We start from the raw sequence: 13,104 nt of genomic DNA on the forward strand, positions 1-13,104 counted from the left end.
CGCTCAGAGTCCGGCGGCCGCGCGCAGCGCCGCTGCCTGGCTCGTGTTCTCCCAGGTGAACTCGGGCTCTTCGCGGCCGAAGTGGCCGTAGGCAGCGGTCTTGCCGTAGATCGGGCGCAGCAGGTCGAGCATCTGGATGATGCCCTTGGGGCGCAGGTCGAAGTGCTCCTGCACCAGCGCGGCGATCTTCTCGTCGGAGATCACGCCCGTGCCTTCGGTGTAGACCGTCACGTTCATCGGCTTGGCCACGCCGATCGCATAGGCGACCTGGATCTGGCACTGGCGCGCGAGGCCGGCGGCGACGATGTTCTTGGCCACGTAGCGCGCCGCGTAGGCGGCCGAGCGGTCCACCTTGCTCGGGTCCTTGCCCGAGAATGCGCCGCCGCCGTGCGGGCAGGCGCCGCCGTAGGTGTCGACGATGATCTTGCGGCCCGTGAGGCCGCAGTCGCCCTGCGGGCCGCCGATGACGAAGCGGCCGGTCGGGTTGATCAGGTACTTGGTTTCCTTCAACCACTCCTTGGGGAGCACCGGCTTGATGATCTCCTCGATCACGGCCTCGATGAAGCTGCCCTTCATCTTGGTCGGCGTTTCGCTCTGGTCGGGGTGGTGCTGCGTGGAGAGCACGACGGTGTCGATGCTGTGCGGCTTGCCGTCCACGTAGCGCATCGTGACCTGGCTCTTGGCGTCCGGGCGCAGGAAGGGCAGGCGGCCGTCCTTGCGCAACTGGGCCTGGCGCTCCACCAGGCGGTGCGCGTAGTAGATCGGCGCGGGCATCAGCTCGGGCGTTTCGTCGCAGGCATAGCCGAACATCAGGCCCTGGTCGCCGGCACCGGTGTTGAGGTGGTCGTCGCTCGCATGGTCCACGCCCTGCGCGATGTCGTTGGACTGCTTGTCATAGCAGACCATCACGGCGCAACCCTTGTAGTCGATGCCGTAGTCGGTGTTGTCGTAGCCGATGCGCTTGATGGTGTCGCGCGCCACCTGGATGTAGTCGACGTGCGCGTTGGTCGTGATCTCGCCGGCGAGCACCACGAGGCCGGTGTTGGTCAGCGTCTCGGCGGCCACGCGGCTGCGCGGGTCCTGCGCGAAGATCGCGTCCAGAATTGCGTCCGAGATCTGGTCCGCCACCTTGTCGGGATGGCCTTCGGAAACCGATTCGGAAGTGAAGAGAAAGTCGTTCGCCATTTCGGTAAAACTCCATGCAAGTGAATTGGCGCGTTGCCAACCCATCAGGAGCTTTGGCGAACGCTTTAGCAGTGATGTTTAACGTCGCCCTGCAAGTAGTTCCATAACTCAGCGACAATTTGCATTCTATTCGAGCCGCGTTACCCTGCGCGCGCGTCCTGGTTTTCACCCCCCCTCCGTGTCGATGATTGCTTTGTTTCGATTGCTCGCCCGTGTGCCGCTGCCCTTGATGCATGCGGTCGGCGGCTGGCTGGGCTGGCTGGTCTGGTGGCTGGCGCCGACCTACCGAAAGCGCTTCAAGGAAAACGCCGAGAGCGCCGGCTTCAGCCCTGCGCAATACCGGCCTGCCATTGCCGCGGCAGGCGCCATGGCGGCCGAGTTGCCGTGGCTGTGGGCGCGGCCGCAGGGCGAGAGCGTGCTGCCGCGCATCGTCCGGTGGGATGGCGACGCCGAATTGGAGGCCGCATTGGCCGCGCGCAAGGGCGTGATCCTGGTCTCGCCGCACATCGGCAGCTGGGAGACCCTGGGGCAGGCGGTCGGCGAACGCTTCGTCGATGCCTACGGGCCGATCACGGCCTTGTTCAGGCCGGCCCGCAAGAAATGGATGGCTGAACTGATCGCCGGTTCGCGCGACCGGCGCGGTCTGCAGACGCTGCCGACCAGCGTGGGCGGGGTGCGCGGGTTGATGCGCACGCTGCGCGCCGGCGGCTACACCGGCATCCTTCCGGACCAGGTGCCGCCGCTGGGGCAGGGCGTGTGGGCGCCTTTCTTCGGCCGGCCCGCCTACACGATGACCTTGCTGCCGCGTCTGGCGCAGCAGACCGGTTCGCGCGTGTTCCTTGCCGTCTGCGAGCGGCTGCCGCGGGGCGCGGGCTATGCGATCCGCATCGAAGCCTTCGATGGCACCGCGCTGAACGATCCGAAGGCCACGCCCGAAGCCGCCGCCACCGCCATGAACGAAGGCATCGAACGGCTCATCCGCCGGCTGCCGGGCCAGTACGTCTGGGACTATGCGCGCTACAAGCAGCCGCGCGGCGAGGCGGCACCGGGGGCGGCAGTGGAGGCGGCACCATGAGCCTGTCGTCCCAGCTCGGCATCGGCTTCATGCGCACGCTGGCCCATGTGCCGCTGCCTCTGGCGCGCGGCTTCGGCGCTTTTCTGGGCCGGGTGCTGCATACCGTCGCAGCGCGGCGCCGGCGCGTGGTCGATACCAACCTCGCGCTGTGCTTCCCGGACAAGTCGCCCGAGGAGCGACGCCGCATCGCACGCGAAACCTTCGTCTATGTGGCGCAGTCCTGGCTCGACCGCAGCTGGCTCTGGCATGCGCCGGAAGCAACGGTGGCCGCCCGGCTCACGGTGAAGGGATCGGCCCGGGAGATCGACGAGATCGCCAACGGGAGCGAGCCGATGATCCTGTTCGCACCGCACTTCTACGGCCTCGATGCGGCGGCCACGGCGTTGACCATGCACACGGCCCGGCCCTCGACCACCATCTACACCACGCAGCGCGATCCGATGGTGGACGAGTGGATTCGCGAGGGGCGCAAACGCTTCGGCAACGTGGTCGCGCTGAACCGGGTCGACGGCATCAAGCCGATCCTGGCCGGGCTGCGCAAGGGCGGCTTGCTGTACCTGTTGCCCGACATGGACTTCGGCCGCGACCAGACGGTCTTCGTGCCCTTCTACGGCGTGCCGGCCTCCACCGTGCCCTCGCTGTCGCGCTTCGCCCGCCTGGGCCGGGCCAAGGTCGTGCCGGTGGTCTCGAAGCTCACCAGGGACGGCTACGAGATCGAGGTGCTGCCGGCCTGGCAGGACTTCCCGAGCGAGGACGTGGTGGCCGACACCGCCTTGATGAACGAGCGCCTGCAAGGCTACATCGACAGGATGCCCTCGCAGTACTACTGGGTGCACCGCCGCTTCAAGACGCGGCCGGATGGTGCGGCGCCTGTGTACTGAGCCCCCGGCTTGCCACTTCGTGTGCTTCGCCACCCCCGAGGGGCTGAAGCCCGCGGCTCCAAGCCTGCCTGCGCAGGCTTGGACGGGCTGAAGGGGTGCTGCCTCTGGCGGCGACTCGGGGCGCGGCCCGCCTTGGGGCGGCCCGGCGGCGGGCGCAGTCTATTGATTGCGCTGCAGGAAGGCCTCGATCTCGCTCGCGACGTACTGCGGCTGCTCGTGCACGATCCAGTGCGTGGCGCCGGGCACCTTCTTGATCTCGAGCTTCGGCACGTACTCTTCGAGTCCTTCGAGCAGTCCCGGCAATAGCGCGGCGTCATCGAGTGCCCAGAAGACGAAAGTGGGCACCTCCACAACGAGGCGCTCACGTGGCAGCGTCGGAATCTCGGACGGCTTGCCGGGCAAGGCCGGCTTCATCGGCGTGACGCGATAGAGGTTGCAGGCGCCGGTGAGGCCCGCGTCCCACACCTCGCGGTACTTGTTCTTGACTTCTTCGGTCAGCCAGCCGAAACCGTCGGCACCGGCCTTCATCTGCGTGAAGGAGAGCCACATGCGCTTGTAGTCGTCGGCAGAAAGCAGCGCTTCGGCATCGGGCCGCGCGAGGAAGTTCATGTAGGCGCTCGCGGCCTGCTGCGCGGGATTGTTCAGCAGCTCGCGCGTGAAGGTGCCCGGATGCGGCGAATTGATGATGACCAGGCGGCCGAGCTTGTCCGGGTGCTGGTTGGCATAGCCCCAGCCGAAGGCGCCGCCCCAGTCGTGCGCCACCAGGGCCTCGATGCGGCCGTCCGCGTTTTCGCTTTGGGCGAGCTGCTCGATGTCCTGCACCAGCAGGTGCGCGCGGTAGGCCGATACCTCGGTGGGCGAGCTCGATTTCTCGAAGCCGCGCAGGTTCGGCGCCACGCAGCGGTAGCCGCCGTGCTCGGGGCTCGCGAAGTATTCGAGCAGCTCGTCCCAGATGAAGGCGGCCTCGGGAAAGCCGTGCAGGAACACCATCAGGGGGCGGCCGGGTGCGCCCGCGGCGCGGCAGCTGAGCGTGGTGCCGTTGGGCAGCGCGCGCGCAAAGGTTTCGATCATGGCTCGTTGTCTCCTTCTTCTGTCGGTTCTGCGGGCTGCTCGTTCTGCGGATGGGCCCAGCGCCACAGCAGTTCGGCCGCCTCGTCGACTCCCTGTTGCTTCAAGGCCGAGAACAGTTTGACCTCGCCGCCGCCGGCCTGCAGTCGCGCAATCGACAGCGCCTTGGCGCCTTCGGAGCGCGTGAGCTTGTCGGCCTTGGTCAGGAGCACCAGGAACTTGAGGCCTTGCTCGACCCGCGGGCGGATGACTTCCAGCAGGATGTCGTCGAGCTCGGTGAGGCCGTGGCGCGGGTCGCACATCAGCACCACGCCGCGCAGGTTCTCGCGCGTCATCAGGTAGTTGCCCATGACGCGCTGCCAGCGCAGCTTGGCCTCGCGCGGCACGGCTGCGTAGCCGTAGCCGGGCAGGTCGGCCAGCACGGCGTCGTCGACCTTCTGCTTGCCGACGCCGAACAGGTTGATGTGCTGGGTGCGCCCTGGCGTCTTGGAGGCGAAGGCCAGGCGCGTCTGCTGGGTGAGCGTGTTGATGGCGGTCGACTTGCCGGCGTTCGAGCGCCCGACGAAGGCAATCTCCGGCAGGTCGAAGGCCGGCAGGTGTTCCAGTTGGGGCGCACTCGTGAGGAAGTGCGCAGTGTGCAGCCAACCGCGTGCGACGCGGATGCGTTCGGCGGCCGCGGCATCGACGACAGGGGCCTTGCGGGAAGGGGGAGTGGCCGGCAGGCGCCGCGGGGTGGTCATCGATGAGCTTTCGGAACGGGGCGCCATTGTAGAATCGCGCGGTTTTGCGCCATAAATCCAAGCCCCCCGCTATGAAGTTGTTCGCTCATTTTCTGCTCGCAGCCCTCATGGGCGCCGCCGCCAGTACCAGCTTCGCGGCCGATGAGCCCGGGGCCAAGCCGGCTGCCGAGGCGCCTGCCAAGTCGCCCAAGCCCGATCCCGCCAAGGGCGACACCATCTTCAATGCCGCGCCGGCCAACAGCCAAAGCTGCGCCTCGTGCCACAACGCGGACGGCAACTCGGCCATCCCGGCCAATCCCAAGCTGGCGCAGCAGCACCCCGAATACATCCTCAAGCAGTTGCAGGACTTCAAGTCCGGCAAGCGCAAGAGCGCAATCATGAAGCCGCTGGCTTCGGCGCTGTCCGACGAAGACATGCGTAACATCGCCTGGTTCGTCGGTTCCAAGAAGGTCAAGACCGGTTTCTCGAAGGAGAAGGACCTGGTGTCGCTCGGCGAGAAGATCTACCGCGGCGGCCTGGGCGATCGCCAGATCCCGGCCTGCGCCGGCTGCCACAGCCCCAACGGTGCCGGCATCCCGGCCCAGTACCCGCGCCTGGGTGGCCAGCATGCCGACTACATCGTGCAGCAGCTCACCCTGTTCCGCGACGGCGGGCGCCTGAATGCTGCGCAGATGACCGGTGTGGCCGCCAAGCTCAACGACCGCGAGATCAAGGCCGTGGCCGACTACATTGCCGGGCTGCGTTGATTTCCGGCGCGCAAGCGTGAACTAACCGCCGATAACAAACCCAAACAAGGCGGGCCGATCCAGCGAGGATGGCCCGCCTTTTTGCTTTCCACGATTCCCCTTCATGTCAGTTTCCACCCACGGCCTTCGAGTCCGGCGCGGCCCCCACGTGGTCCGCGCGGCGGTGGAGCTCATGTCGTCGATGCGCTTCGCGATCGCGCTGCTCACGGTCATCTGCATTGCATCGATCATCGGCACCGTGCTCAAGCAGCACGAGCCGATCAACAACTACGTCAACCAGTTCGGGCCTTTCTGGGCCGAGGTGTTCCGCGCGGCCAGGCTCGATTCGATCTACAGCGCCTGGTGGTTCCTGCTGATCCTGGCTTTCCTGGTGATCAGCACCTCGCTGTGCATCGCGCGCAATACGCCGCACATCTTCAAGGACCTGAGGACTCTCAAGGAAGGCATCCGCGCGCAAAGCCTCAAGGCTTTCGGCCAGCGGGCCGAAACGGTTCTCGACGAAAGCCCGGACGCCGCGGCCAACCGCATCGGCCAGCTGCTGGCGGGCGGCGGCTGGAAGGTCAAGCTGCAGCACCGCGACGGCGACGGCTGGATGGTGGCCGCGCGCGCGGGCGGCGCCCACAAGCTCGGCTACATCGCGGCGCACAGTGCGATCGTGCTGGTGTGCCTCGGCGGCCTGCTCGACGGCGACCTGATCGTGCGCGCCCAGACCTGGTTCAACGGCAAGAGCGTCTACACCGGCGGCGGCCTGATCGCGGACGTTGCGCCACGGCACCGCCTGTCGCCCAGCAACCCGACCTTTCGCGGCAACATCCTGGTGCCCGAAGGCGGACAGGGCAGCGTCGCGATCCTGAACCAGGCCGACGGCGTGCTGCTGCAGGACCTTCCGTTCTCGATCGAGCTCAAGAAGTTCATCGTCGACTATTACTCGACCGGCATGCCCAAGCTGTTCGCGAGCGAAGTGGTGCTGCACGACCGCGAGACCGGCGCGCAGGTGCCGGCGCGCATCGAGGTGAACCACCCGGCCAGCTACAAGGGCATCGAGATCTACCAGTCGAGTTTCGACGACGGCGGCTCCAGCGTGAAGCTCAAGGCGGTGCCGATGGCGGCTGCGGCCAAGCCTTTCGAAGTGGAGGGCATCATCGGCAACAGCTCGGAGATCACCAACGGCACCGACCGGCTGACGCTCGAGTACACGGCGCTGCGCGTGATCAACGTCGAGAACTTCGGCGAGAGCGCCGGCGGTGCGATGACCAGCGGCGCCGACGTGCGCAAGGTCGACCTGACGAGCGGCATCGAATCGCGCCTGGGCGCGGCCAACAAGACCAACAAGCCCAAGGTGCTGCGCAACATCGGCCCGAGCATCGGCTACAAGCTGCGCGATGCCGCGGGGCAGGCGCGCGAGTACCAGAACTACATGGTGCCGGTCGATACCGGCGACGGCCAGCCGGTCTTTTTGCTCGGCATGCGCGAGCGGCCGGAGGAGCCCTTCCGCTATTTGCGCGTACCGGCCGACGACCAGGGCTCGATGGACGGCTTCGTGCGCATGCGCGCCGCGTTGGCCGATGCCGACACGCGCACGCGCGCCATCGAGCGCTACATCGCGCGCGCGGCCGATTCCAAGCGGCCCGAGCTGGCCGAGCAGCTGCGCATCTCGGCCGGCCGCGCGCTGGCGCTGTTCGCGGGCACCGAGCGGGCCAAGGCCGACGCGGTGAGCGCCGGAGGCTGGCAGGCGATCGCCGAATTCATGGAAGCGAACGTGCCCGAGGCCGACCGGGAGCGCGCCGGCGCGGTGCTGGTGCGCATCCTCAACGACGTGCTGTTCGAGGTGCTCAATCTGAGCCGCGAGAAGGCGGGGATGGCGGCCTTGCCGGCCGACGAGAAGTCGCAAGCCTTCCTGACCCAGGCGGTGCTCGCCATCAGCGACGCGTATTTCTACCCCGCGCCGGTGGCGATGATGATGACCGACTTCAAGCAGGTGCAGGCCAGCGTGTTCCAGGTCGCTCGCGCGCCGGGCAAGAACGTGGTCTATCTGGGTTGCCTGTTGCTGATCGTGGGCATTTTTGCGATGCTGTACGTGCGCGAGCGCAGGCTGTGGGTGTGGCTCGCCAAGGACGCGAGCGCCAGTGGCACGGCGGCCACCATGGCTTTTTCGGTCAACCGCAAGACCATCGACAGCGATCGCGAATTCGAGCGTCTCAAAGACAAGCTGCTCGCCAGCAGGAAAGACACCGCCCCATGAGCACCACCACCCTCACACTGAACGACGGCTGGCTTTCGCGCCGCAACGCCTTCGACTGGGTGTTTGCCGCGCTGGTACTGGCCGGCGGACTGTTCGCGTTCTCGCGCTATGTCGGCGCGATGGACATCTACGAGAAGATCATCCTGCTGGCGGCGATGCCCGCCGCCATCTGGCTCGGCTGGTTCTGGCGGCCGCTGCGCGTGCTGGCGATCGTGGTGGCGGCAGCCGCGCTGCTGGGCATCGCCTCCTACCAGGGCGACCTGGCGCGTGCCGACACGGTGTTCTGGCTCAAGTACTTCCTGTCCAGCCAGTCGGCCATCCTGTGGATGAGCGTGCTCTTTTTCATGAGCACGCTGTTCTACTGGATCGGCTTCTTTGCGGCCAAGCAGGCCGACACCATGGACCTCATCGGCTCGCGCCTCGCATGGGCGGCCGTCACGATGGCGCTGATCGGCTCCATGGTGCGCTGGTACGAAAGCCACCAGCTCGGGCCGGACATCGGCCATATCCCGGTCAGCAACCTCTACGAGGTGTTCGTGCTGTTCTGCTGGCTGACGGCGACCTTCTATCTCTACTTCGAATCGCGCTACGGCACGCGGGCCTTGGGTGCCTTCGTGATGCTGGTGGTCAGCGCCGCGGTCGGCTTCCTGCTCTGGTACACGCTGGTGCGTGAAGCCCACGAAATCCAGCCGCTGGTGCCGGCTTTGCAGAGCTGGTGGATGAAGCTGCATGTGCCGGCCAACTTCATCGGCTACGGCACCTTTGCGCTGGCGGCGATGGTGGCCTTCGCCTACCTCATCAAGGAGCAGGCGCAGGAGACCCGCTGGTACAAGCTCACGCCGATGTGGCTGCTTGGCGTGGCGCTGTGCTTCGTGCCCGTGGCGTTCCGCCAGCGCGTGCAGGAAGCCGGCGGCAGCTACTGGTTCGCCTATGCGGCCATCTCGGCATTGATCGCCGCCGGCATCCTGCTGGGCCGCAAGCGCATCGCCGCGCGGCTGCCGGCCAACGAGGTGTTGGACGACGTGATGTACAAGTCCATCACGGTCGGCTTTGCCTTCTTCACTATCGCCACCGTGCTCGGCGCCCTGTGGGCGGCCGACGCCTGGGGCGGCTACTGGAGCTGGGACCCGAAGGAAACCTGGGCGCTGATCGTCTGGCTCAACTACGCGGCCTGGCTGCATATGCGGCTGGTCAAGGGCCTGCGAGGCACGGTGGCAGCCTGGTGGGCGCTGGGCGGGCTGGCGGTGACGACCTTCGCCTTCCTGGGGGTCAACATGTTCCTGAGCGGATTGCACAGCTACGGCACCTTGTAGGAGCGGCCGGCGGGTTTTCGCGGTGAAGTGAAACCGGATGAACGCCTGGCGCGTAACCGAATCAGCATTGGGAACGAACTCCTTCAAGCACAACCATCCAGGCGAAAGGCGATCCATGTTGATTCACTCCCGCGACAAGGGCTTCATTCACCCGCATTCCAGCGAGATCACGCCGCGCAGCGTCTACGAAGGGCGGCGCGACATGCTCAAGCTGCTGGCGAGCGGCGTCGCCGGAGCGGCCCTGGCCTCGTGGGCCGCGCGCGACGCCCTGGCGCAGGCCACCGCGCCGGGCAAGCTGGCGGCGCTGAAGGGCGCGAAGTCGGCGGTGCCGGGTGCGCAGACCATGGAAAAGCTCACCGATTACAAGGACGCGACGAGCTACAACAACTACTACGAGTTCGGCACCGACAAGGCAGATCCGGCCAAGAACGCCGGCACCCTGAAGACCCGGCCCTGGACCGTCGAGGTCGAAGGCCTGGTCAAGAAGCCGGGCAAGTACGACATCGAGGACCTGATCAAGCTCAGCGCGCAGGAAGAACGGATCTACCGCTTGCGTTGCGTCGAAGGCTGGTCGATGGTGATTCCGTGGGTCGGTTACTCGCTGGCCGAACTCATCAAGAAGGTCGAGCCGCAGGGCAACGCCAAGTACGTGGAATTCGTCACGCTGGCCGACCCCAAGACCATGCCCTTCGTCGGCTCGCGCGTGCTCGACTGGCCCTACGTCGAGGGCTTGCGCATGGACGAAGCAATGCACCCGCTCACGCTGCTGACTTTCGGCATGTACGGCGAAGTGCTGCCCAACCAGAACGGCGCGCCGGTTCGCATCGTCGTGCCCTGGAAGTACGGCTTCAAGAGCGGCAAGTCGATCGTCAAGATCCGCTTTGTCGAGAAGGAACCCGGCACGGCCTGGAACAAGGCCGCGGCGCAGGAATACGGCTTCTATTCGAACGTGAACCCGAACGTCGATCATCCGCGCTGGAGCCAGGCGACCGAGCGGCGCATCGGCGACGGCGGGGGCTTGTTCGCCAAGCGCCACAAGACGCAGATCTTCAACGGCTACGAGCCCCAGGTCGGCCAGCTCTATGCTGGCATGGACCTCAAGAAGTTCTATTGAAATGGCTGCCCCCATGCTCGGCACTGGCGTGTCCTCGCTGCCCCCGAAGGGGGCGCAAGCCGCCTTGGGGCGGCCCGGCGGCGGCTTCGTGAACAAGCTTCTGATGCACCCGGCGGCCAAGCCGCTGGTGTTCGTGCTCTCATTGCTGCCCTTCGCATGGCTGGTCTACGGTGCGTTCACCGATGGCCTGGGCGCCAATCCCGCCGAGTACCTGATCCGCTCGACCGGCGACTGGACGCTGCGCTTCATCTGCATCGTGCTGGCCGTCACGCCGCTGCGGGTGATCACCAAGACCAATGCGCTGGCGCGCTTTCGCCGCATGCTGGGCTTGTTCGCCTATTTCTATGTCGTGGTCCATCTGCTGAGCTACAGCTGGTTCGACATGGGCTTCGACGTTCCGGAGATCGCCAAGGACATCGCGAAGCGCCCGTTCATCCTGGTGGGCTTCTCGGCCTTCGTGCTGCTCACGCCGCTGGCCGCGACCTCGTTCAACCGGGCCATCAAGGCGCTGGGCGCGAAGCGCTGGCAGACGCTGCACAAGCTGGTCTATGTGATCGCCGGGCTGGGCCTGCTGCACTTCTTCTGGATGCGCGCGGGCAAGAACGACTTCGCGGAAGTGTTCGTCTATGCCGCGATCATCGCGCTGCTGCTGGGCTGGCGCGTCTGGAACTTCGCGAGCGGCAAGAAGAGGGTGCAGCGCCCTGCGCTGCGCCCGGTCAGTCGCTGAGCTGTTCGCTGCGCAGCTGGTCTTCGATGCTTTCACGCCGGCGGATCAAGGCGGCACGCTCACCGCTGACCAGCACTTCGGCGGCACGCCCGCGCGTGTTGTAGTTGCTCGCCATGGCCATGGAGTAGGCGCCGGCCGAAAGCACGGCCAGCAGGTCGCCTGCTTCCACCGCCAGCGCGCGGTCGCGGCCGATCCAGTCGCCGCTCTCGCAGACCGGGCCCACGACGTCGTAGCTGACGGTCTCGCCCTGGCGCTCAGCCACCGGAACGATTCGGTGAAAAGCCTGGTACATCGCGGGCCGCGGCAGATCGTTCATCGCCGCATCGACGATGCAGAAGTTCTTGTCCTCGCCCGGCTTGGTGTAGAGCACTTCCGTCACGCAAACCCCGGCGTTGCCGACCAGCGAACGTCCGGGCTCGACGATGAGCCGGCGTCGTCCGAAGCCGCGCGCATCGAGGCGCGCGAGCAGCTGCTGCCACAGCGCATCGGCCGCCGGCGGCGTGTCGCCGTTGTAGTCGATGCCCAGCCCGCCTCCGAAGTCGAGGTGATGCAGCGCAATGCCGGCCTTCTCGATCGCCTCGACCAGGTCGAGCACGCGCTCCAGCGCTTCGAGGTAGGGCGAGGCGTCGGTGATCTGCGAACCGATGTGGCAGTCGATGCCGACGATCTGCAGCCCCTTCAACGACGCGGCGTGCTGGTAGATCGCGACCGCGCGGTCGTGCGCCACGCCGAACTTGTTGCCCTTGAGGCCGGTCGAGATGTAGGGATGCGTCTTCGGGTCGACGTTGGGATTGATGCGCACGCTGATCGATGCGCGCCGGCCTTCTTCGAGCGCGACGGCGTTGAGCACATCGATCTCGGCCTCGCTTTCCACATTGAAGCAGCCGATGCCGGCCGCGAGCGCCTGGCGCATTTCGCTCTTCGTCTTGCCGACGCCGGAGAAGATCACCTTGGCAGGGTCGGCGCCAGCGGCGAGCACGCGCGCGAGCTCGCCGCCGGAGACGATGTCGAAGCCGCAGCCCGCTTCGGCAAAGACGCGCAGCACGCCCAGCGAGGAGTTGGCCTTGATGGCATAGCAGACCAGCGCGTCGCGGCCTTCGAAGCCGCGCTGGTAGGCGCCGAGCGCATCGAGCATCCATTGCTTCGAATAGACGAACAGCGGCGTGCCATGCTCGCGCGCCAGGGTCGAAAGCGGCACGCCTTCGACGTGCAAGGTGCCGTTCTTGCGTGCGATGTGGGGATGTCCCGGAAGGCGCGGGTCGCTGCTCACTTCGTTCCTTCGGTCGTTGCCGGCGCCTGTGCGGGCGAATTGGCGGGCTCGTTGCGCGACGATTCGGGAATCAGCAAACCCGGCAGCGTGGCGCGATTCTTTGCGGCCGGATCGGTCGGAAGATAGAGCGGGCCCTTCTGGCCGCAGCCGGTCAGCGCGACCCCAACGATTGCGAGGCCAATTGCGCTCACTAGAATTTGATGAACATTCAACATGGTGAAATTGTACGTTTCGACCATTGGTCGCTTGGCGGACCGCCTGACCTCGGTCACCGTCGAATTGCGATTGCCAAGCCCACTGCTGCACGACGGATTCGGATTCACGGCAATATCGTGCTCGGAAGCGGTGCCGGAAAGCCCGCTACGAGACCCCTCATGAAGCGCCTGAGCGCGAAGGTACAAGAACTGCAATGACCGACCCCGAGTACATGGACCGCGCGGAAGCGGCGCTGGCCGCCATCGAGCGCAGCTGCGACCGCATCAACGACGCGACCGACGCCGATATCGACAACCAGCGCGTGGGCGGCATGATCACGATCACCTTTCGCAACCGTAGCCAGTTGGTCGTCAACCTGCAGCCGCCGTTGCGTGAAATCTGGCTGGCGGCCAAGTCCGGCGGCTACCACTACCGGCACGACGGCCGTGCGTGGGTCGACACCAAGACCGGGGAAGAGCTCTTCGGCAACCTGTCGCGCGAAGCGACTGCGCAAGCCGGGCAGCCCTTGCAGTTCGTGGCCGGCTGAC

At 66.4% G+C, this 13,104-nt stretch carries 13 protein-coding genes; 8 read left to right on the plus strand and 5 right to left on the minus strand.

Going from position 1 to position 13,104, the window contains the following annotated elements; translation table 11 throughout:
• Nucleotides 1-3 precede the first annotated feature (3 nt).
• Complete coding sequence (metK, locus tag BLS74_RS10710; RefSeq protein ID WP_093105552.1) at nt 4-1,185, minus strand: methionine adenosyltransferase; 1,182 nt, start codon at nt 1,183-1,185, stop codon at nt 4-6.
• A gap of 184 nt (nt 1,186-1,369) precedes the next feature.
• On the opposite strand from metK, the gene BLS74_RS10715 reads away from it, so the two are divergent.
• The gene (locus BLS74_RS10715; protein ID WP_093105554.1) at nt 1,370-2,260 is read left to right on the plus strand and encodes a lysophospholipid acyltransferase family protein; all 891 of its coding nucleotides are present in this window, start codon (nt 1,370-1,372) and stop codon (nt 2,258-2,260) included.
• Nucleotides 2,257-3,141: a lysophospholipid acyltransferase family protein gene (locus BLS74_RS10720; protein ID WP_093105557.1), complete on the plus strand. Its 885-nt coding sequence runs from the start codon at nt 2,257-2,259 to the stop codon at nt 3,139-3,141. Before BLS74_RS10715 ends, BLS74_RS10720 begins: the two co-directional genes overlap by 4 nt.
• Nucleotides 3,142-3,300: 159 nt before the next feature.
• Here BLS74_RS10720 and BLS74_RS10725 read toward each other — a convergent pair whose 3' ends face one another.
• Complete coding sequence (locus tag BLS74_RS10725) at nt 3,301-4,212, minus strand: alpha/beta fold hydrolase (protein WP_093105559.1); 912 nt, start codon at nt 4,210-4,212, stop codon at nt 3,301-3,303.
• Complete coding sequence (gene yihA, locus BLS74_RS10730; RefSeq protein ID WP_093105562.1) at nt 4,209-4,949, minus strand: ribosome biogenesis GTP-binding protein YihA/YsxC; 741 nt, start codon at nt 4,947-4,949, stop codon at nt 4,209-4,211. Before yihA ends, BLS74_RS10725 begins: the two co-directional genes overlap by 4 nt.
• Nucleotides 4,950-5,020: 71 nt before the next feature.
• On the opposite strand from yihA, the gene BLS74_RS10735 reads away from it, so the two are divergent.
• From BLS74_RS10735 to BLS74_RS10755, 5 genes are all read left to right on the plus strand, one after another.
• The gene (locus tag BLS74_RS10735; RefSeq protein ID WP_093105564.1) at nt 5,021-5,695 is read left to right on the plus strand and encodes a c-type cytochrome; all 675 of its coding nucleotides are present in this window, start codon (nt 5,021-5,023) and stop codon (nt 5,693-5,695) included.
• Between the two features lie 103 nt (nt 5,696-5,798).
• Entirely contained in the window at nt 5,799-7,937 is a 2,139-nt protein-coding gene (locus BLS74_RS10740; RefSeq protein WP_093105567.1) for a cytochrome c biogenesis protein ResB, read from the plus strand.
• On the plus strand, nt 7,934-9,250 hold the full coding sequence (gene ccsB / locus BLS74_RS10745; RefSeq protein WP_093105569.1) for a c-type cytochrome biogenesis protein CcsB: 1,317 nt from the start codon (nt 7,934-7,936) through the stop codon (nt 9,248-9,250). Before BLS74_RS10740 ends, ccsB begins: the two co-directional genes overlap by 4 nt.
• A 115-nt stretch (nt 9,251-9,365) precedes the next feature.
• Entirely contained in the window at nt 9,366-10,364 is a 999-nt protein-coding gene (msrP, locus tag BLS74_RS10750) for a protein-methionine-sulfoxide reductase catalytic subunit MsrP (protein WP_093105572.1), read from the plus strand.
• An 88-nt stretch (nt 10,365-10,452) separates the two neighbouring features.
• Nucleotides 10,453-11,091 carry a protein-methionine-sulfoxide reductase heme-binding subunit MsrQ gene (locus BLS74_RS10755; RefSeq protein ID WP_093106138.1) on the plus strand — a complete coding sequence of 213 codons (639 nt, stop codon included), beginning with the start codon at nt 10,453-10,455 and terminating at the stop codon, nt 11,089-11,091.
• Here the strand turns inward: BLS74_RS10755 and lysA are convergent.
• Nucleotides 11,081-12,361 (minus strand): diaminopimelate decarboxylase, encoded by a 1,281-nt coding sequence (gene lysA, locus BLS74_RS10760; protein WP_093105574.1) that lies wholly within the window; start codon nt 12,359-12,361, stop codon nt 11,081-11,083. The genes BLS74_RS10755 and lysA overlap by 11 nt on opposite strands.
• Entirely contained in the window at nt 12,358-12,684 is a 327-nt protein-coding gene (locus BLS74_RS10765) for an LPS translocon maturation chaperone LptM (protein WP_348272421.1), read from the minus strand. Before BLS74_RS10765 ends, lysA begins: the two co-directional genes overlap by 4 nt.
• An 86-nt stretch (nt 12,685-12,770) precedes the next feature.
• Between BLS74_RS10765 and cyaY the strand changes: the two genes are divergently transcribed.
• Complete coding sequence (gene cyaY, locus BLS74_RS10770; protein WP_093105576.1) at nt 12,771-13,103, plus strand: iron donor protein CyaY; 333 nt, start codon at nt 12,771-12,773, stop codon at nt 13,101-13,103.
• Nucleotide 13,104: the final 1 nt, after the last annotated feature.

The organism is Variovorax sp. CF079 (assembly GCF_900101545.1).
Classification (GTDB): Bacteria; Pseudomonadota; Gammaproteobacteria; order Burkholderiales; family Burkholderiaceae_C; genus Variovorax.